Source organism: Enterovibrio gelatinilyticus (genome assembly GCF_028683095.1).
Taxonomy (GTDB): domain Bacteria; phylum Pseudomonadota; class Gammaproteobacteria; order Enterobacterales; family Vibrionaceae; genus Enterovibrio; species Enterovibrio gelatinilyticus.
In genome coordinates this window covers 297112-318847 of sequence record NZ_JAJUBC010000002.1, presented here as the reverse complement: position 1 = coordinate 318847, position 21736 = coordinate 297112, and the positions used below count along the sequence as shown (strand labels likewise).

Genomic DNA, 21736 nt, shown 5'->3' with positions numbered 1-21736 from the left:
TATTGTCTTTGTCGTCTACCACATGAAAGAGGCGATAAGGTTTAGTTCTCAAACAACTCTTTATGAAGGGCTTTCACCACGTCTTTCGAATCACTGGTGCTGGTTAAAAAGCACAGGTTGTGACTACTGGCACCATAACAAATCATGCGAAGGTTATAGTCCTCCAGCGATCCAAAGATCTTCGCTGCCGCACCGCGAGACTCACCCATATGATTGCCGATCAGCGCGACGAGGCACATATCTTGTTCCACGGTGACTTTGCACAGTTTAGCGAGTTCTTTCTCTGCCCCCTCAGGTAGCGTTGGCGCGCCCCCTTTTGTATTGGTTTGATCCAAGGTTAAGGAAACACTGACTTCCGATGTCGTAATGAGATCGACAGAGACTTTATGCTTAGCCAGAATATTGAACACTTCGGCTAAAAAGCCATAAGCGTGGAACATGTTCAGGCTGGTCAATGTCACCATGGTTTGGTTGCAACGCAAGGCTAACGCGCGAAATAGCGGAGAGTGTTTCGCGGTATGTCGAATCCACGTACCGCCCTGGTCTGGAGCTTTTGACGAACCGACAAAAACAGGGATATCGTGTCGCATCGCCGGTACTAGGGTTGATGGGTGCAAAATCTTGGCACCAAAATTTGCCATTTCGGACGCTTCGCTAAAGCTAATTTCAGCAATAGGTTTTGCTGCGGGCGCAATGCGAGGATCCGTACTGTAGATCCCCGGCACGTCCGTCCAGATCTCCAAGGATGTAGCTTGCACGGCTTCAGCGAGCAAGGCGGCACTGTAATCAGAACCACCACGTCCTAGGGTCGTAGTGTTGCCATCGTTGTCAGCACCGATGAAACCTTGAGTGACGACGACTTTTGTTTCGCATAGCGGGCGAAGAATACCTTGTGCGTGAAAAGCGGTCTCAATTAAATCTGGCGTCGCTTTACCAAAGACATTGTCTGTTTTCAGAATTTGTCGGACATCGACACGTTCGGCCTCGAGGCCTTGCGCATTAAGTAAGTGCGCAAAAATATGGGTCGACATCAATTCGCCACAAGCAACAAGGCTGTCGGTGAGGCTATCTGAAGGAGCATTTGCTGCAGCCGTTGCAAAAGTCGCCACTTCATCAAGCACTTCATTGACGGCGTGAGCGACCTCGGTGCTTTCAGGCAATTGCTCCAAAATGTTGAAATGAATATCAGCAAGCTTTGCTAACACTTCTTGCTGACGCTTCGCATCGGCAACGCCATTTGCCAATTCAACCAGTAGATTAGTAACGCCTGAACAGGCGCTAATAACAACCAATCGAGTGTCAGAATTCCTTTTGATCACCGATGCGCTGTTAGACATAGCAGCGTAATCGGCGACACTCGTGCCGCCAAACTTTGCGACATTTAATGCGTTCACTTCCTTTTCTCTCCCACAATCGCGAATGGAGTTATCCAAAAATAACGAAATTTAAAATAGTTGAAATGCAAAAAAAAAGCAGGAGGGCGTGTAGGGAAGAAAAGTGACTTCTCCAGAAGCGCTCCATCTCATCAGAGATGACAATCCGAAGGATTCAACCTTCTAGACCGACAACCCTAACCCCCAAGGTTAGGTGTTATCTCGGCGTCATATCCCCTGATCGGTTTGCATAGGAGTTGGGGCTCCGCAAACAGACTGCCTGATAGACGCGCCTCTTCTGCGTTTATACGATGAAGATTTCAACGTATAAAATTTGCTCTCTATTGATAATGTTTTGTAATGACTTTGTCAATTATAGATTGCGAGCTTTTGCCGCTCTTTTCGATCTTGTCGAGTAACTGGACCATGATCGAGGTAGAGATAATGCATGCTTAGGGGTTTGGCAAACACGCATCCAGTGATAGGGTAAGGCTACGAATGGAAGCTTATGGAGAACTAACAATGACAATATCCAGATTTATTCCGCCACAACGGACTTTGATGGGACCGGGCCCTTCAGACGTCTCGCCGCGGGTATTACAAGCCCTATCACAGCCAACCATTGGGCATCTTGACCCCTTGTTTGTGGGGATGATGGATGAGGTCAAAGCGTTACTTCAATATGCTTTCCAAACTGAAAACCCCTTTACGATAGCAGTCTCTGCCCCTGGCAGTGCAGGGATGGAAGCGTGTTTTGTTAATCTGATTGAAGCGGGCGATACCGTGATCGTGTGCCGTAACGGTGTGTTTGGCGATCGCATGCGAGAAAACGTTGAGCGCTGCGGCGCAACTGCAGTCATGGTAGACGATGAATGGGGCAAGCCCGTTGACCCAGCCAAAGTCGAACAAGCATTACGTGATAATCCTCAAGCCTCAGTATTGGCATTTGTGCATGCGGAAACTTCTACGGGTGCACTCAGCGATGCGAAGGCATTATCAGCTTTGGCGAAAGAGCATGATTGCCTGACCATCGTTGATGCGGTGACCTCTTTGGGGGGCGTCCCTTTGTTGGTGGACGAATGGCAACTGGATGCGGTTTATTCTGGCAGCCAGAAATGTTTGTCATGTGTGCCTGGTCTGTCGCCTGTTACTTTTTCACCTCGCGCGGTCGAAAAAATGCAGAAACGCGAGCAGAAAGTACAGAGCTGGTTTTTAGACCAGAGCTTGGTGCTGGGTTACTGGAGTGGAGAAGGCAAGCGAAGCTATCACCATACAGCGCCGGTAAACAGTTTGTATGCCCTTCACGAGTCACTGTTGATGTTACAACAGGAAGGTTTAGAGAATGCATGGCAACGTCATCACGATATGCATGAATTGCTCAAATCAGAACTGGAAGCGTTGGGCATTGCGTTTCTTGTTGAAGCGCCTTATCGCCTACCACAACTGAATGCGGTCGCTATTCCTGATGGTGTTGATGATGCCAGTGTACGCAGTCGTTTATTGAACGAGTACAACCTAGAAATTGGTGCAGGGCTTGGCGCCTTAGCAGGCAAAGCTTGGCGTATTGGCTTGATGGGACATACCGCGAGAAAAGAGAATATCGCGCTGTGTGCCAAAGCACTCAAGGATGTGCTGGGTTAGTCAGTTCTTTGCTGTGATAACTTCATCAAGTACGAAGATGTGCATAAAAAACGCCTAAGAAGGCGTTTTTTTATGCTCGCTATTTATCACGCCAATGGTGATTACTCGCTAAAGGTTGGTTGAAACACGCGATGGGGGAACAGCGCATTCGCCTCTTGCTGAATATGCATTGCCATTGTCTTGTTGCCTGTCAGCATGGCGAGCTCGATCAATGACTGGTAACCCTCCGGACTAGGGATTTTGGTTAATCGACGAACTTGCTGATGTAAATATGCTTCTTGGGCTTGTTTATCTCTGCGTTCAACACTGCGAAGAAATGCGCGCTTACCTGCCTCTTCCTGAAAGAAGTCATTCCACCAAGGGTGAATTTGGTATTGGCGGAGCTTTTTGTCGTTGATTTGATAAGTATGAAGCGCTTGCCCTCCTAAATAGACAGAGCTCAGCACCAGCGTTGATGCCACAAGGAGAGTGGCAGAACCAAGCAGTTTTATTGAGATAGCAGAGCGAATCGAGGTGCGTTCATAGCGTGTGGAAAGGTTGTCCACCCAATAGATCTGTACCATCAACAGTAAGGCGAGGGTCGGATTCACCGCGATAAAAGGCGTCAAGGTGATGCCGACGAGAGATGGCAACATGATGGCGGTCAGCATAAGGCGAGTACCCCATGGTGCGTCCATCAAACGGCGAACAATCAAGATAACAAACAGACTAAAACTTACAATAAGTGCAAGGCCACCTTCGGCAAGTAGTCGGGCTAACCAGCTTGGTGGAAACGGCTGAACGGGCAGTACATTCTGAGTGCTAATACCAAAAAGCAGTTGTGATCTCACTTGCTGGCCTAGTCCTATTCCCTCAAATTGTGCGCTCTTTAATACCGCTAGCAGTTGTTCTACCGCACTGAATTCTTGTGCTGAGTAGCGAGGTGCGAACAAAGCGCCAGAACTTAGCCACCCTGCATAGCCTGCAATCAAAAAGCCCAACAACAACGCGCAGTTCCAAAGGCCATGGTGAAGTTTGCGACTAAAGCGATAGAGAAAAGGCTGAGTCAGAATGATGATAAGCAGTACGACTGTCACAAGCCAAGGTTGCCCAAGTGCCATCAGTGTTGGCACGACGATAAGTGGTGTAGCCAGCAGGATGACATGGACGGGGACTAAGTTGCGTTTGTATACCCGTGTTCTAGCAAGTAAATAGGCCGACAATGCGAGTGAGGTGAGCAAAACAATACTTGCTGTATCTTGTTGAAGGTTATTGGCTTGTTGCTCTGCTTCTTGCCAACCGAAGTGGCTTACTAGTGATGGCATAAAAAAGAGCAAAGCGATCAACCAGCCAGACATTAATGGAAGCCACAATAAATATTGACGTTGTAGATGGTTAAAACTGAATTGCTGCAGGGTGCAAAAGAATAGGAGAGCAATAACAATGCTGGATGCGTGCCACAGCGCAGCATTCAAGTCGGCATGCTGATAGAAAGCTGGCAGCAAGGCAATGAATGCGCAAAGAGACAACCACCGAGTCAGTGATGTCGTGGATATCCGTTTTTGCCGTGCAACTTCCCATAAACCGAAACAAACAATGGCGACAGCTGATAATAATGTCAGTGCGATCGACGGATGCTGAATGCCAGAAACAACAAGCTGGATCTGATTCAAGGGAAGACAAAACAGAAACAGGGCAGCCATGGCGATCAGCACGGGCTTCACCAAAGGTTTTTTGGCCACCAATGATGGCCAATGAAACTGGAATCGAGTTGTTGGCATGGTTAACTTATCTTGCACCTGTCATGAGTGATTGTCGGCTCACCGTCGATTCTAACTGAGTAAAGGTTTCAAGAAACGGGCAGTGTGCGACTCTTTCGATTTTGCCACTTGTTCAGGTGTGCCTTCAGCAATGATCATACCACCGCCACTGCCACCTTCAGGGCCTAAATCCACAATCCAATCCGCGGTTTTGATTACATCTAAGTTATGTTCGATGACAACGATAGTATTGCCATGGTCACGTAGTCGATGCAATACATTCAACAGTTGCTGAATGTCATGGAAGTGAAGACCCGTTGTAGGTTCATCCAAGATATATAATGTTTTACCTGTATCGCGTTTAGACAGCTCTCTTGCCAGTTTAACACGTTGAGCTTCACCACCGGATAAGGTTGTCGCTGCTTGACCAAGGCGGATATAAGACAGACCCACATCCATTAAGGTCTGGAGTTTTCGGGCTATTGCTGGCACAGCGTCAAAGTACTCTCGAGCATCTTCAACCGTCATCTCTAGGACTTCGTCGATGGTTTTGCCTTTGTAACGGATTTCTAAAGTCTCGCGGTTATATCGCTTACCCTTACATGCGTCACACGGAACGTAAACATCAGGTAGGAAGTGCATTTCCACTTTGATGACACCATCACCTTGGCAGGCTTCACAACGGCCGCCTTTAACATTGAAACTAAAGCGTCCGACTTTATAGCCGCGCGCGCGGGATTCTTGTGTCCCTGCGAACAGCTCTCGGATTGGTGTGAAAATACCGGTGTACGTCGCGGGGTTAGAGCGTGGGGTACGACCGATCGGGCTTTGGTCAATGTCGATGACTTTGTCGAAGTGATCAATCCCTTCGATATCTTTAAATGGCGCAGGTTCGCCAGTCGTTGCGCCGTTTAAGCGCTGGTGGGCAATCTTATAAAAGGTGTCATTGATGAGTGTGGATTTGCCTGAACCAGACACGCCAGTGACACAGGTAAACAGACCAACAGGAAGTGTTAGATTGACGCTTCTCAGGTTATTGCCTGATGCTCCTTTTAACTTTACGACTTGTTTTTTGTCATAAGGGACGCGTTGAGTTGGGATCTCGATCCTTTTCTTTCCACTGAGGTATTGACCCGTCAGTGAATTTTCGTTGGCAATAATGTCGTCATATGTCCCTTCCGCCACGACAAAGCCGCCATGAACGCCAGCACCTGGGCCAATATCAATGATGTGGTCTGCGGCGCGAATGGCGTCTTCATCATGCTCAACAACCAGCACGGTGTTGCCAAGATTACGGAGGTGGTTCAGGGTACTTAATAGACGTTCATTGTCGCGCTGGTGGAGGCCAATTGAGGGTTCGTCCAATACATACATGACGCCCACTAAGCCTGCGCCAATTTGGCTCGCTAAGCGAATACGCTGCGCTTCGCCACCGGAGAGTGTGTCTGCACTGCGTGATAAGTTGAGGTAGTTTAAACCGACATTGACCAAAAAGTGCAGTCGGTCGTGGATCTCTTTCATGATCTTATCGGCAATCTGAGCACGTTGTCCCGTCAGTGAAAGATCAGCAAAAAACGTCAAGGCATCATGGATACTCATCTCGCTCACAGCAGGCAAGTTGGTATCGCCAATAAACACATGACGTGCTTCTTCGCGAAGACGAGACCCACCGCAGCTTGAACAAGGCTTATTGGCGATGTATTTCGCCAGTTCTTCTCTAACCGCCATGGATTCGGTATCACGATAGCGACGATTGAGGTTATTCAAAATACCTTCGAACGGGTGCTTGCGTACAGTGAGGTCGCCGCGATCATTGACGTATTTAAATGCGATATCGGTTTTACCCGAGCCATCGAGTACGACATCACGAATGGCATCAGGCAAGTCTTGCCATGGCGTTTCAATATCGAATTTGTAATGTTCTGCCAGCGAGGTCAGCATTTGAAAATAGTAGAAATTACGACGATCCCAGCCTCGTATCGCTCCACCAGCCAAACTTACGGCTTCGTTTTGCACGACGCGGTTTTCATCAAAATACTGCTGAACACCAAGACCGTCACAGGTTGGGCAAGCGCCTGCTGGGTTATTGAATGAGAACAGACGAGGCTCTAGCTCTTGCATGCTGTAGCCACAATGTGGGCAGGCGAAGTTGGCAGAGAACACCATATCTTCACCGTCACCATCCATATGGCTCACGACGGCGGTGCCGCCAGTTAATTCTAGCGCTGTTTCAAAAGATTCAGCCAAACGCTGCTGCAGATCATCGCGAACTTTAAAGCGGTCAACGACCACTTCGATGGTGTGCTTCTTGTGAAGTTCTAGTGTCGGAGGATCGGATAAGTCGCACACTTCACCGTCGATACGTGCGCGGATAAAGCCATGGGCTACCAAATTCTCGAGTGTTTTAACGTGCTCGCCTTTACGCTCCTTCACAATGGGTGCCAGCAACATGAGCTTGGTGCCTTCTTCAAGCTCAAGCGCCTTATCGACCATTTGGCTCACTGTCTGCGCTTCTAGCGTCACATCGTGAGTCGGGCAGCGTGGATCACCAACACGGGCGAAAAGGAGTCGTAAATAGTCGTAGATTTCGGTAATTGTCCCCACAGTAGAACGTGGATTGTGTGAGGTCGACTTTTGCTCGATAGAAATCGCAGGGGAGAGGCCATCAATGTGGTCGACGTCAGGCTTTTCCATCAGCGACAAGAATTGACGCGCATAGGCAGACAGTGACTCTACATATCGACGCTGGCCTTCTGCGTACAAGGTGTCAAATGCGAGAGAGGATTTCCCTGAACCAGAAAGCCCCGTGATGACAATCATCTTGTCACGAGGAATGGTTAGGTTAATGTTTTTCAGGTTATGGGTGCGAGCCCCTCTGACGTCAATTGTATCCATGTCTACCTTGCCTGCGAGTCAGAGTTGATTCTGACGAAAAACGGATGAAAGAAAGTATCCCACAATATTGCATAATGAAAAAGAAGAAAGCTGTATAAATATACAGCTTTCTTTGGTTCTACATTGATACTTTTAAACGTGAAGTGAATGAGAGACGATCACTAGCACTTTACTGTTTTTTGAGGTTGCTTTGGTGCGTCAGATTGTAGGTAGATGTTTTGATAGCAGTAGTTGGTCGCTTCAATAAACCCTTCTACACTGCCACAGTCAAAGCGTTCACCTTTAAATTTGTACGCAAGAACACATCCGCTCTGTGCTTGTTGAAGCAATGCATCTGTGATTTGGATTTCGCCATTCTTACCTGGTTCAGTTTTTTCAAGAATGTCGAAAATGTCAGGGGTCAGAATGTAGCGACCAATTATGGCAAGGTTGCTAGGTGCGGTGCCGGGCTCTGGTTTCTCAACCATGTTATCAACACGGTACAAGTCATCTTTGATCTCTTGTCCTGAAATCACACCGTATTTGTGTGTTTCGTCATCTGGCACTTCTTCAACAGCCACGATTGAACAACGAAACTGCTTGTAGAGTGCAACCATTTGAGACAGTACACCTTCGTCTTGGTTAACACATAAGTCATCAGCCAGAACGACAGCAAAAGCTTCATCACCGACCAAATCACGTCCTGTCAGGATAGCATGTCCTAAACCGCGCATTTCTTTTTGACGGATATAGGTAAATGATGCCGCATCGATGGTGGCTCGGATATCTTCAAGCAGCGTTTCTTTGTTGGTGCCCTTGATTTGATGCTCAAGTTCGTAGTTTTTATCGAAATGATCCATCAGGCTGTGCTTTCCTCGGCCTGTGACAATGCACATGCCGTCAATACCCGCTTCAATCGCTTCATCTACACCGTACTCAATCAATGGTTTATTGACGATAGGCATCATCTCTTTAGGCATTGATTTGGTGGCAGGCAAAAAACGAGTTCCGTAACCCGCAGCCGGAAATAGGCACTTCTTAATCATCAGATATCCTTAAATTTTACGTCCAACTAACTGTAAGTCATATTATTTTTTCATGAGCGATGGAATGTTACCACTAACTCATGGTGATTTGTTGCATTCTTGGGTTTGAAAATTGGTTAGCCAATAGGCCAAAAACCAAGACGTTGTTTAACTTTACTTAATGCCAGCAAGTTTTGCGTACTAACACCAACACTGACTGCTACCGCTGCACCGAGTATTCCCCATAAAGACGTCAATACAAGCATTAATGTCACTGTGAATATTCCAGCAAATACGGTGACATTCTTCATGTCTTTCTCATGGCCACACATGGTGAGCAAGAAACCGACTGAGCCGGTCATGACATTAATAGTCTGACCGATAGCGAGAATAACGAGCAATTGTCCTGATTGAGAAAACTCAGCTCCAAATAAAGACATGATGGCATCTGGCCAAATCAATACAAGCGCCAATACGGGAAATGAAAATGCAATCATCATTCGCGTTGACAGTTGTGCGAGTCTTTTTAGTTGCTCAAATTCCCCCGCATTGTACAACGCAGAAAAACGCGGTGCTGCGACGAAGTTTACGACCATGAGCATAAAACTGATCAACATGGATGTTCGTTGAGCTGCAGAGAAAAATGCCACTTCTTCGCTTGAGGCAAAATAGCCAACGATCACAACCGACGCCCAAGGTATGGCTTGCCCCGTTGCTGATATTAACCAGAGATTTGGCGCCGATTGCCAAAGCGAGGGCATGCGCAGGTTATCAAAGCTAACCTTACGGTCGGCTACCTTAAACCACATCCTGAGCCCTGAGATAACGACGATGGCAGAAGCGATAACATAGAGAACTGCTGCACTGCTTGATAAGGGTATCGTTTGGTAATGGGGGAGGTACAGAAGTGCGGGTAGAGTTAATACGGTGACGCCAAGCTGCATAGAGCAGACTGAGGCAATAACGTTTCGAGTCGCTTGTAGCGCATAGCCATTTAGGAAGAAAAGACTGATGAATGGAATGGCAAAAGCAAAATACTGCAGCGTAGCCGTGGCTTCGGGTTTGTTGAAGACGGAATCAGCGAGCCAGGGGGAGCTAAGAAAAACCGCGATAGCTGCGAGGGTTGAGGTCGGTAAGACCGCGACATAGGCATTCGTGAACACTTGGTTGGTTTGAGTGCTATCACCACTAACATGTGATTGACCGATAAAGCGAAGCAAGGCGTTATCCATGCCGAGCAAGCAGAGTGTTCCAAGTAATATAGCGAGACTCAAGCCAAGGAAGAATAGCCCTGACTGTTCTGCACCCAACACACGAGCAGCAACGACGCTAAGTAGAAAGGCTGCACCTGCGGCAAAGACGCGAAACAGAGCAGCGAGGGCGGCATGAACGAAAAACTGCCGACGCTCAGGTGCTAAGGATTGATAACGATTTATGAGAGCGGAAAACATGACTCGATCCTTACCAAGGAAATGCAAGTGGAACAAGAGTGATGACGCCAAGCCCGTAGACAACTGAAAGCGGTGCTCCCGCTTTCAAGTAATCTTTTGTTTGGTAGCGTCCTGCGGTGTAAACCATCAGGTTGGTTTGATAACCAAAGGGAGAAAGGAAGCTGGCACTCGCTGCAAATGCAACTGTCATGATAAAGGGCATAGGGTCAACGTTATATTGCGCAGCGATAGCCAGTCCAATGGGAAAGGCAATAGCGGCTGCGGCGTTGTTCGTGATGAGCTCGGTCATGAGCCATGTGGCTAAATACAAAATGACTAGCGCACCAAAGGGGCCGCCATTCTGGCTCAATATCATCATGGTAGATGCAATGCTATCGGCGAGCCCTGTTTCACTGATGGCTTGCGCTAAACCAAGGGCAGAGCCAATCACCAGAACCAACTCAAAGGGAAAACGACGGCGAAGATCATGCACCGATATCAACTTGAAACCTATTGCGGCAGCAAGGAGCAAAATAAGCCCTTTATGCAATGGCAGTATGTCGGTGAAACCTGCGATCAAAACAGCGACAGCACCGAATAAAAAAGCCATGGACTGTCGCTGGCTTAGAAAGGTGCCGTGCTCGCGCTCCCCCACTAAAACAAAGTTCTGTGCAAGGTTACCGCGACGATAAAAATCGTCACCGACAGCAAGGACGAGTAGGTCGCCACCCTGTAAACGAACCTGACCTAAGCCTCCACGAAGTTGGTGACTACCTCGCTTTACTGCTACGACGGCAGCACCAAATTGAACCCGAAAGTTGAGCGATTTGATGGTTCTCCCCGACACCATGGCATTGGGGGTCACCACAACATCGATTAAATTGTCGGATGGCAACTTTTCACCTTGAGTATTGAGCGTCAGTCCATTGAATCGGGTTAGCAGAGGGGTGGCATCGAGATCGCCAGAAAAGACCAGTACATCGTTAGCTTGTAGCAGTTCACTGGGTGATACGGGGGAAATGACTCGGCCCCCACGAATGATTTCAACCAGAAATAACCGCTCAAGGTGTCTAAGACCACTGGCTTCGACACTTTGATTAATCATGGAGGAGCCAGCGTCGAGGCGGGACTCTAAAAGATACTGATGTGTTTCCCCTTTTGTGCTGGCATTGTGACTAGGAAGCAGGGGGAGAGATACGAAAACGATCACGATGATCCCTAGCAAAAATAGGGGGGCACCCACTAATGTGAAGTCAAAGAAGCGGATCCCAGCAAGACCTGCATTCAGCGCGAAGCCATTCACCAATAGGTTGGTTGATGTGCCAATGAGCGTCATGGTGCCACCTAAAATAGCAGCATAAGAGAGCGGAATGAGAAGTTTGCTACCTGAGTGCGTGCTTTGAGTCATGCTCCTCATCAAGGTAGACACCACGGCAGTGTTGTTGATCACCGCAGACAAAAAGCCCGCCGATATCGTAGATTGCAGCGCGACTCGTCGCAAACTGCCTCGTGTGCACCATTGCCCCAAAACACTGATGAGCACAGTGCGCTCTAATACCACTGATACCAGTATCAGCAGCACTAAGGTGATCAGGGCTGGGTTGGTGAAATTATTGAATAGCTGGGTAGCAGGGATAACATCTGCGATTAATAACGCAGTGAATACACCTCCAAACACCAATGCAGGACGAAGGCTGGTGAACAGCAGTGCCACCAGTAACCCTAATATAAGTAGTGCCACCACCCAACTCACTGACTACGCCCCGTAAATGGAAAGTAAAGCAGCGCGTTGTTTTTCCTCGCTGAAGTCGTGGTTTATCTCACTCAACGCGGCTTGGTAGTTTGGGTTATCTGGCTCTCGGCAAAATGTGACGATGTGTTCTGCCATGTTTTGCGGTGTTTGCGCTAAGTAAGGGAAGCCCAACGTTTCCGTGGCGCCAATAATGCGCAGAATCATGGGGACTTGCATGCGCGAAGCTTCTAACAGAGTCAGAGGCATGCCTTCCCACGCGGCAGTGTGTAAGTATAGATCTGCGTTTTCTAACGTCTGCATGAGTTGTGAGTGAGGGATCATTCCTGTTACGTTAACTCCTGCTTGTTTCAGGGCATCCTCACTTTCAGTGTTACCTCCGCCTAGCCAGGTGATGGAGATTTGTTCATGCTCAGGAAACGCTTGCAAGCTTTTCATTGTGTCTAATAAGAACTGAGGGTCTTTTTGTGCCGATACTCGTCCTACCACCACCAATTGGAACGGTGGACGTTGCTTTGGTGACGATTTTTGTGGGGTGACCACATTGCTACCACTAGAATCTTCACTGAGATTGGCATAGTTATTGAGATGTATGGCACGTGAAGCGCCCAACCTCAGAGCAAGTTCACACTCTCTAACACTGCAGCCAGCGATCACATCAATGCGAGACAGCTCCAAAGACTCCAGGCGTTTGTAAACCTGCTGCATCAAGGGGGAAATGTCTTGGCGTTCAAAGGAGTAGCAATGAGGGGTGTAAACCATCTTTGCATTGCCCTTTGGTAAAAAGCGACCGAGAAATCCAGCAAAGCTTGAATGCAGGTGAATCACATCGGGCTGAAGTTCTTTGACAGCGTCGCGAGCAGCTAGATAAAACGTGAACAATCCCCCCTGAACGGTTTTCACGTCTGAAAACAGCGAGTGAATCGCCATGCCTGTGTCATCTGTTGGGCGAAGTCGAGCGAGTAATATGTGTGTGACTGGGTCGTCTTTCGATGAGCGAGCATAGCTGCAAAGGGCGGTTTGTATGCCTCCGCCAAATGCTTCAGTGATGTGAAGAATCGTTTTCATCACGTGCTCCATTTTCTTTTGAAACCTACGATTTCTTCTTCGCTATAGATAGCCTTGTAAATTGGTGCATCGTAAAGGCTAAACAAACGCTCAAACGAATAGGTTTCTTTGAAGCGTTGATATAGCGCGGAATACCATTTGTTCGATGCTTCGTTGCTTGATTGCAATAAGAAATCGGATTGACCTAAGAATTCACCCAAAACGTCAGCAGATTGGTTGATGGCTTCACATTTGAGCAGCAGCACCTCACAGCCACCTTGTTGTATGTGCCAGTGGGTTTGTGTTGGGTCTGCGATATGTGAAAGAACATCAATGCCGAACTGGCGTTTAAGCTCACGATCAAACCATTCGGTGAAGTACGTCAAACGCATTTGGTTCTCAAAAGCGTTGGTTAAATGTTTGAGGGTTGTGTCCATGTCTCCATGGATAGAAAGGTTTTTTTTGCCTTCAATAAACTGAATGTGCAAATCTTGGAAAAAACGTGATACCACCGTTGCAACAGGATCTCGCACTAAGGTAATGATTTTTAGGTGGTCGCGTTTTTTGAGTACACGAAGACGATGTGCCAATGTCAGCTTATAGGCAGTATGGATAGGCCAATCAAAGAAACACGCCACATCTTTCGTATTCCGGTACATTTGGAATTCTTCATTGTCATCAAATGTGTGGATGTGCCAACTCGGTATATCAGCATGCTCCAGTGATGCCTCGATAGATGACGAGCCGACTTTGCCCATTTGGTAAACCAGAACGAAATCCTTTTGGCGTAAGGTTTGGTCGAAGGCGCGTTGGCGCGCCAGACTGAATTTCATTACTTATCCTTATGAATAGCGACGTTTGATAGCGGCGTTTTTGATGCAGCCTGATTGAGATATCGTACGTTTAGCGATGGAGGCACTGCGCTTGGCTCGTTGAGAACCCGAGTGTTGATAAAAAATGGCAGTAGAAACATCAACATGATCGTGCTGTTGATGGCAACAAACAGCACCATGGCCAAAATATATACCGCCATTAAAAACGAAATAGGATTTTGGAAGCGCTGTGAAAATAGACGATGCATGCTGAGCAAGAAGCCGCCAAACAAAATGGTAAGGCCAACGAGGCCATATTCGATGGCCACATCGAGTGCGAAGTTATGGGTATAAATAGCGAGTTCTTGATTTTGAAAGTAATCAACAATGTGCTCAGGCAGCATCTTTGGGCCGACCCCAAGGATCGGGTTCTCTAGAAAGAGAGAGAAACCATTGGCGAGTAGCAGCTTGCGCCACAATTCTGAATCCCAACGAGCTTGCTGTTGGTCTGCATATAAAACATCCAAAGGGGTAAACTCTAAATGATTCAATATGGCTGAAATCCCCAATAGTGACCATGCTGAGAGCAACGCGAGTATTACCCCAAATAACACCGTGAAGCCTAGTGCATTAACAGTTTTCTGGGTTCTTAGATCATGAGATTTACGACAAAATACATAGTCGCAGGCAACCATCAAAATGATGCCAAGGAAGGCCTTGCGCTCATCAGACATCACCAGCAATACAATGGATAAACCAAGGAAAACGTAGCTAAAGCGAATATGGTCACGCATCAAATACAGCAGAAGGCACGAGAAGCCAAACAAGTACTTGGTGTTACCGAGTTTTTTGAAATTCCCTAGGTCGGGGAACACAATGAAGTGCCATATGGCGGTATACACAGCGCCGGCTAATGCATAGAGAGCGACGGTGGAAAGAAATCGAGGGGAGGCCAGCAGTCCACTTTGGTGAAGCACACCTAGAAACGCTGTAATTGACAGCCATTGAATGACCTCGATGATGACCAGTGTTGCAGGGACATTACTGACAATACCGGCTATCACGATATACACAACAAACAACAAGACGAAACCCGCGGCCTTGATTGTTGACAGCAACAGTTGACCTCGAGCGGCTATCAGCCCGATAAACCCTAGTGACGCAATACCAAGCAAATCAGCAAGGTAAATATCTATACCCGATACGCTGAGTTTCATTGGCACAAAGAACAGGATGACGGCTGCGGCCGCCAAATGCTCAAGAGGTTTTACCATTCACCAACCTCTGCTTGTCATTTACTAATGCTTGATAGGCTTGATAGTACTGCTCACGAAACGCGGACAAGGTGAAGAGTTGGCAGCGCGAAATTGAGCGCTGTGTTGCCGCTTGGTAGCTTGCTGGGTCTTCACAGACGTTAGAAATCATAGAAGCCAATGCCTCACTATCGCCAACGTCAAACATGCTGGTTTCGCAGTCGATAACTTCGCGGATCCCTGGCACGTTAGACGCGAGCACGGGGAGCCCTGCTGCCATCGCTTCTACGGCGGCAAGGCCGAAACCTTCAATGATTGAGCTTTGTACATAGAAATCCAGACCATCGAGAAAGTCGGGGATATCTGAACGAATACCATGAAATATCACACGACTTTCAATGCCCAGTGATGCCGCGAGCGATTGGTACTCTTCGCGTCTGTCACCTTCGCCCGCGAAATGAAGTTCATATCTTTCGGGTAGAAGCGCTAAAGCTCGGATCAATGTGGGCTGATCTTTGTAAGGATGAAGGCGACCCACCATGCCTATACGCACCGGTGCAGTGGGCTGTGGAAACGGCTTTTCAGTTAACGAAAACTTGCTTAAATCGACGCCGTTGTAAATCACCTGATAGTGACTTTTCCACTGAGGAATAAAGGACTCCAACTCCTCTTGCACTTGTTCGGTGATGCATACCGTGGTTTGGTATCGCCAATAAAGGAGATATTCGAACGGTTTCATCCAAATATGATCGCGGCGGCGGTTATGGCTGTTGTGCTCGGTTTGAAGGCGTTTTTTTCCAAAGGCCGCCAAGGCGATATAAATGGACGGAAACAGGTGTCCGTGAACCACGTCAGGCCAGCGTAAAAGTTGCCATTTTTCTTTGAGCGATAAGTGACACCAGGCGTAATACGTTACGCCTTGTGCATCGAGCGTGTCACAAAACTCGTTGGTGTCATTCAATGTGATGATTTTGATCTCATAGCCTGCTGGTGGCGGTGAAACCAGATCAATCAAAAAACGTTGTGCACCGCCATTGAGTGACAAGTCATTGATAATATGCAAAACCTTGACTGACATGTGTGCGTCACTCTCCTGACCAGCATGCAAAGACACCGTATTCATGCATTTCTTCCTTGCCGACTATTCGACGGACTGAGTGCCCCATTCAGGGTAGTGATCGCGAATGTAGCGATTGAGTGCAATTTCAGCGGCGGTATAAGTGCGATTTTGCTGGGTATCGAGTGCCGAATGAATATCTTCAACCATACCCGCAGCAACCGTGATGTTGCTGAGCCGGTCGATCACAATGAAAGCGCCTGTTTTACGAATGTCTGAGTAGCGATCAACCGCGACGGGTGAGTTCAAATGGATCTCTGCAATGCCAATTTCGTTGAGCGCAAGTTCTTGCGTATCAAGCGTATTGAAATTATTGATATCGATCTTATGTGCAATGTCGGTGATGCGTCCGGTGACGTTATGGCTTGCAAACTTAAAGTCATAGTCATGCTGGGCTTTTAGCGCATCTTGTGACATCCAGACCAAACTGGCGGTGACTCGGTCGGTGGAAACCGGTGCGGTCGTGGCGTGCACCAGCATGTCGCCACGAGAAATATCAATTTCGTCAGCTAGGGTGACTGTGATGGCATTATTGGGGGCAACGGCCTCCAATTCACCATCGTAAGTGACGATGGAACTGACGGTGCTCTTTTGGCCCGAAGGGAGGGCGATGATTTCATCACCTTGGCGCAAGATGCCGGATGCGAGCGTGCCACAATAGCCGCGAAAGCTATCATCCGGACGGTTAACGAATTGAACGGGAAAGCGCATCAAGTCGAGGTTTTGATCGCGACTAATCTCGACGCCCTCAAGCATACCCATGAGTGATTCACCCGTGTACCAAGGCATGTTTTCACTTAGGCTAACGACATTGTCACCAGTTAGTGCAGACAACGGCACATAGCTAACATCTGGGATGCCAAGTTGTGATGCCATGGCTTGGTAGTCAGCCTTGATAGATTCAAAGACTTTCTCGTCGTAATTCACCAAATCCATTTTATTAATAGCAACAACAACATGGCGAATGCCAAGCTTACTAACGATGTAACTGTGACGACGTGTTTGAGTCAGCAAACCTTTGCGCGCATCAACCATTACAATGGCTAATTCGCAATTAGATGCACCGGTTGCCATGTTACGGGTGTACTGCTCGTGACCTGGGCAATCGGCAATAATGAACTTACGCTTTTCCGTAGAGAAATAGCGATAAGCCACATCAATGGTGATGCCTTGTTCACGCTCAGATTGCAGGCCATCGACGAGTAATGCGAGGTCAAGTGCATCACCAGCATTCCCAACGCGTGCGTTGTCTTTGTGTAACGTTGAAAGATGATCTTCAAAGATCAGCTTTGTGTCATAAAGAAGGCGACCAATTAAAGTGGATTTACCGTCATCGACGCTGCCGCAGGTTAACAGGCGCAGCAGATCTTTGTTTTCATGTTGGTGCAGATACGCTTCGATATCTGACGCTATCAGTTCAGAGCTATGGCTCATGAGTCTTCCTTATTTGCTAATAGCAAATTCCATCTGGGAGCAATTGAGGCTTTTAGAAGTAGCCTTCTCGTTTTTTCTGTTCCATTGAACCGGCCTGATCGTGGTCGATCACTCGGCCTTGACGTTCAGAGGTTTTGGTCAGCAACATTTCCTGAATAATTTCGGGGAGTGTTGCCGCCGTAGATTCAACAGCGCCTGTGAGTGGGTAGCACCCCAAGGTACGGAACCGAACTGACTTCATTTCAGGCTTCTCGCCTTTTTCCAAAGGCATACGATCGTCATCGACCATGATCAGAGTGCCGTCTCGCTCAACAACAGGGCGCTCTTTTGCAAAATACAAAGGCACAATGTCGATGTTCTCTAGGTAGATGTATTGCCAAATATCTAGCTCAGTCCAGTTAGAAAGAGGGAAGACACGAATGCTCTCGCCTTTATTGACTCGGCCGTTATAGACATCCCAAAGCTCAGGGCGCTGGTTTTTCGGATCCCAGCGATGATGTTTATCGCGGAAAGAGTAGACCCGCTCTTTGGCGCGGCTTTTTTCCTCGTCACGACGAGCCCCACCAAAAGCCGCATCAAATCCATATTTGTCCAAGGCTTGTTTCAGGCCCTGAGTTTTCATGATGTCAGTGTGTTTTGCACTGCCATGCACGAAAGGACTGATGCCCATGTCGACACCGTCTTGGTTGATGTGAACTTTTAGGTTTAGGCCATGCTTTTTGGTGAACGCATCGCGAAAGGAAATCATTTCTCCAAACTTCCACGTGGTATCCACATGCAACAGCGAGAATGGTGGCTTTCCTGGATGGAATGCTTTCAATGCCAAGTGCAGCATAACGGCTGAATCTTTGCCGATAGAGTAAAGCATCACTGGGTTATCGAACTCAGCAGCCACTTCACGAATGATATGAATGGATTCATTTTCGAGCTGCTTGAGATGGGTTTGGTTTACGGAAATCTTGTCCACCATTATCGATCCTTTTCTTACGTTGCCAGCGGATAACGCTGGTGGAACGCTTTAATGAATTCAGGGAGTAAATCTGCGGGCAGGGTATTAATGCCGGCTGCAGCTTTCCTGCCGCCTCCAGTTGGGAATGTCGAGGCGAGCTCGTCTGCACCTACACGATTGTTAAGTGGCGCTCGAATGCTGACGAGATAGTTGCCATCAGCTTTGGCTGTTATCACAGCGTTTGCGACATTCGGATCGCGGTTAGCCAAATCGTTGGAGTACACACCACTAATTCGGCGTGCCCATGCCTCATCAGGCAACATGTATACACATGACCCTTGTTGCTGTGAGTATGGCGTGATAGAAGCGGCTTGTTCGCTATCGCTCATAAAGCCATTCTCAAGGGTTGCGTAAACATCAGGTCGTTCAGTGATGAAGTTAAACGGTGAAGGGTAAGGTGCCATGAGCTTATAAATCTCGGATGGCGAGAACAGCAAATCAGCGAGAGATGACCCATAACCGTTATAGTTCAGGTAAGTACCAAACTGCTGGAGTGTTTTTTTATCTTGTTCACACAGACCTGCTTTGTTTGCTAGCGTATCTGCCACTGCAAACAAATTGTCGCCATATGCACCGACTAGCGCCCATTCTCTGTATCGTCCATCGAGTAGCTTATCGACAATCAGGCTTGTACACGTATTCGCAGCGGTGTTGATGTGTGTGGTTAACGCATTGTGCTCTGGGATCTCGTCAGGGTTGTGATGGTCTGCATAGAACACTCGCACACCCTGAGACAGCAAATTGTCTAGAGCCGCACGGTTTTTACCCATTGCAACATCTAGTACGGTAACGTCTTGCGCAATGGCGGGATCAACTTGTTTGAGCAAAGCAATGTCTCGCTTGACTCCCGTGATAAGTACGCTGTTTTTAGGCGTGGCCAATCGAAGTTGCAACAGTGCGCAGATCCCATCGGCATCGCCGTTAAATACATCAAAACTTGTCTTCATTTATATTGCGTTTCCTTTTTTGGCACTCATGCTCTAACTGGCTTCGAGTGCTTTATCGCCTTGCTTGTTTGCGTTGTAATATTCGTAATGCAGCTTATATTTTGCATCTGAAAATTTGCCTGAAACTTGGTTTAGCACCACTCCATCAATGGCAATGTCATGGCGTAACATTTGCCCGACTGAGTCATTGATTTGTTTCTCTGTCGTGGATTCTGCTTTGACAACAAGGATCATTCCTCCGGCCAATCGTCCGAGGATCAAGCTGTCACTCACTACGTGTACAGGAGGAGTGTCGAGAATGATTCGGTCATAGCTCTGCTTCAGTTCAGTGAGCAGTGAGGCAAATTTTTGTGAGCCTAAGAGTTCTTGCGGGTTAGGTGGCAATAATCCTGCGGGCAAAATATCGAGCGAAGATTCGTCATCATGATAGATACATTCACTTACCGGTGTTCCCATCACTAACGCGTTGGTTAGCCCTGTTTGATTGCGAGGTAAGCCATAACGTTGCCCGATGGCAGGCATACGAAGATCGCAATCAATGAGCAGGGTACGTTCCATTTTAGCAAGTGACTGAGCCAGGTTAAGTGCGACGGTCGTTTTGCCCTCAGAGGGAAGAGACGAAGTCACGCAGAGCACTTTTCGCTTACTGTTTGTTAGCGTGAGCAGTACAGAAGTTCGTATAGTCCTGATTGACTCGCTGAATTGTGTCGCATCGGGATCAAGATATAACGTGTGATCTAGTGGCGCATTCTTGAAGCGCTTCACTTTCACTTGAGGGATAAAGCCTAAATGCTGCAATCCGAGTTTCTCCTCAACATCATCGGGTTTTTCAATTGTGTTGCGGTAAGCATCCGCTAAAAACGCGCCGACAATTCCGAGCAATAAGGCGAGTGCGATGCTGATCGCAATTAATTTGCTTGTTTGTGGGCGAAACGGATCTTGTGAAGTTTTTGCTTTGTCGATGAAGCGAGCGATGACGGATTCGAAATCACTGGTTGCTGTGGTTTCTTTTTGTCGGTTTAGGAATAAATCGTAAAGCTGGCGGCTTGAGTCAACATCAAGTTTCAGTGACTCATATTGGGAACGTTTTGAGCTAATGTTTTGATAGTCTTGCTTCTTGCTATCAAGCGCAGCAATCAGTGATGCCTCTTGTTTTCGAGCATTGGTGAGCTCTTTTTCTATACCACGCGCTAATTCATTGATCACAGAATTGGCTCGACTACGAACCGCACTTAGGCGTGCACGAGCCTGAATCATCTTGTCATGCTTATTGCCATAGCGCTTTGAAAGCTCAGAGACATTTCTTTCAGCATCGATTTCGGCATTTTTAACATCACGAACTTGCGGGTGATTAGATATTTCGGGAACGGATAACAAGGCGGCAGCACCGGCCCCACTTCCTTGCATGAGTGAATATAAACTTTCCGCGGCGACACGTCTTTCTTTGGCCTCAGCCACTCGAATTGTCAGGCTGGTGAGCTCTGTGCCCGCGAGTTCGTTGATATTGTTGAGCTCAATCAGCCCCTCGTCTTTCAAAAATTGCGTGAGAGCAGCTTCGGAGATATCAAGATTGTCTTTGAGCTCACCGAGGCGATCGGTAATCCACCCAGCGGCTGTTTGCGTGGCCACCAGTCTCGCTTCTAGGTTGGACTCGATATAGGCTTGCCCTAATGCATTCGCGACGCGTGTTGCGAGCTCAGGATTGACAGAATCAAAGTGAACTCTGACCATTTGTGTGTTGCGAATGGGCTCGATGGTGAGATGAGATTTGAACGCCTTCAGCACTTCTTGGTTGACAGTGTCGCTGTCGACGATCGCAGTTAGCGGAGTGGGCTTAGGCAAAAAGGTCTGCAGAAAATCAATGTTATGGAGCAAAGTAAGCAGCTTATCTCGGCCGGAAGGCTTACCCACTTGACTGTTAAACTCATAAATCTGCGCGATACCTAATTCATCGATAACTTTTTCCGATAAGGAATCAGACTTGAGGATCTCGAACTGGGTTTGATAATACTCTTTTTTTGTTGTGTCTAGCGCATACACCTCTTCAATAGAGATAGTTTTGCTTGCTTGAGATTCAATCAGCAGTGTTGCCGTTGCACGATACTTAGGCGTAATGGAAAGAATAAGCAGTGTTGCAACAAGGGTAAAAACAGTGACAAACAAGCCAATTGGAATCCAATAGCGACCGATGACGTTGAAGTAACGTCTAAGATCTAGGCGTGCTTGTCCACTGGCCGGGTTAGGCTCGATAAGTTTCATGCTGATTACTTCCTTTTATTCTCGCA

15 protein-coding genes and 1 riboswitch are annotated in these 21736 nt (G+C 47.7%); of the genes, 1 reads left to right on the top strand and 14 read right to left on the bottom strand.

Annotated elements, in window-relative coordinates; genetic code table 11:
* Positions 1-41: 41 nt before the first annotated feature.
* On the bottom strand, positions 42-1394 hold the full coding sequence (gene lysC / locus LRP50_RS02995) for a lysine-sensitive aspartokinase 3 (RefSeq protein WP_274162998.1): 1353 nt from the start codon (positions 1392-1394) through the stop codon (positions 42-44).
* Between the two features lie 108 nt (positions 1395-1502).
* Positions 1503-1679, bottom strand: a riboswitch (Lysine riboswitch).
* A 216-nt stretch (positions 1680-1895) separates the two neighbouring features.
* Between lysC and LRP50_RS02990 the strand changes: the two genes are divergently transcribed.
* A complete protein-coding gene (locus LRP50_RS02990) occupies positions 1896-3014 on the top strand; it encodes a pyridoxal-phosphate-dependent aminotransferase family protein (protein ID WP_274162997.1) in 1119 nt (372 codons plus the stop codon).
* Positions 3015-3115: 101 nt separating this feature from the next.
* Here LRP50_RS02990 and LRP50_RS02985 read toward each other — a convergent pair whose 3' ends face one another.
* The 13 genes from LRP50_RS02985 to LRP50_RS02925 all read right to left on the bottom strand — a co-directional run bounded on the left by LRP50_RS02985 (position 3116) and on the right by LRP50_RS02925 (position 21710).
* Positions 3116-4774, bottom strand: a complete 1659-nt coding sequence (locus LRP50_RS02985; RefSeq protein WP_274162996.1) for a Wzy polymerase domain-containing protein — start codon at positions 4772-4774, stop codon at positions 3116-3118.
* Positions 4775-4825: 51 nt separating this feature from the next.
* A complete protein-coding gene (uvrA, locus tag LRP50_RS02980) occupies positions 4826-7648 on the bottom strand; it encodes an excinuclease ABC subunit UvrA (protein ID WP_274162995.1) in 2823 nt (940 codons plus the stop codon).
* Positions 7649-7809: 161 nt separating this feature from the next.
* On the bottom strand, positions 7810-8673 hold the full coding sequence (gene galU, locus LRP50_RS02975; RefSeq protein WP_274162994.1) for a UTP--glucose-1-phosphate uridylyltransferase GalU: 864 nt from the start codon (positions 8671-8673) through the stop codon (positions 7810-7812).
* Positions 8674-8789: 116 nt separating this feature from the next.
* Positions 8790-10103, bottom strand: a complete 1314-nt coding sequence (locus LRP50_RS02970; protein ID WP_274162993.1) for a flippase — start codon at positions 10101-10103, stop codon at positions 8790-8792.
* Positions 10104-10113: 10 nt separating this feature from the next.
* The gene (locus LRP50_RS02965) at positions 10114-11835 is read right to left on the bottom strand and encodes an SLC13 family permease (RefSeq protein ID WP_337992896.1); all 1722 of its coding nucleotides are present in this window, start codon (positions 11833-11835) and stop codon (positions 10114-10116) included.
* 3 nt (positions 11836-11838) lie between these two features.
* The gene (locus LRP50_RS02960; protein WP_274162991.1) at positions 11839-12900 is read right to left on the bottom strand and encodes a glycosyltransferase family 4 protein; all 1062 of its coding nucleotides are present in this window, start codon (positions 12898-12900) and stop codon (positions 11839-11841) included.
* Complete coding sequence (locus tag LRP50_RS02955) at positions 12900-13712, bottom strand: putative capsular polysaccharide synthesis family protein (RefSeq protein WP_274162990.1); 813 nt, start codon at positions 13710-13712, stop codon at positions 12900-12902. The genes LRP50_RS02960 and LRP50_RS02955 overlap by 1 nt, the downstream gene beginning before the upstream one ends.
* Complete coding sequence (locus tag LRP50_RS02950) at positions 13712-14965, bottom strand: O-antigen ligase family protein (RefSeq protein WP_274162989.1); 1254 nt, start codon at positions 14963-14965, stop codon at positions 13712-13714. The genes LRP50_RS02955 and LRP50_RS02950 overlap by 1 nt, the downstream gene beginning before the upstream one ends.
* Positions 14949-16022, bottom strand: a complete 1074-nt coding sequence (locus LRP50_RS02945) for a glycosyltransferase (protein ID WP_274163016.1) — start codon at positions 16020-16022, stop codon at positions 14949-14951. Before LRP50_RS02945 ends, LRP50_RS02950 begins: the two co-directional genes overlap by 17 nt.
* 63 nt (positions 16023-16085) lie before the next feature.
* Positions 16086-17495: a sulfate adenylyltransferase subunit CysN gene (gene cysN, locus LRP50_RS02940; RefSeq protein ID WP_274162988.1), complete on the bottom strand. Its 1410-nt coding sequence runs from the start codon at positions 17493-17495 to the stop codon at positions 16086-16088.
* Between the two features lie 52 nt (positions 17496-17547).
* A complete protein-coding gene (gene cysD / locus LRP50_RS02935; RefSeq protein ID WP_274162987.1) occupies positions 17548-18465 on the bottom strand; it encodes a sulfate adenylyltransferase subunit CysD in 918 nt (305 codons plus the stop codon).
* A gap of 14 nt (positions 18466-18479) precedes the next feature.
* On the bottom strand, positions 18480-19451 hold the full coding sequence (locus LRP50_RS02930; RefSeq protein WP_274162986.1) for a DHH family phosphoesterase: 972 nt from the start codon (positions 19449-19451) through the stop codon (positions 18480-18482).
* 33 nt (positions 19452-19484) lie between these two features.
* Positions 19485-21710, bottom strand: coding sequence for a GumC family protein (locus tag LRP50_RS02925; RefSeq protein ID WP_274162985.1), 2226 nt, complete (start codon positions 21708-21710; stop codon positions 19485-19487).
* Positions 21711-21736: the final 26 nt, after the last annotated feature.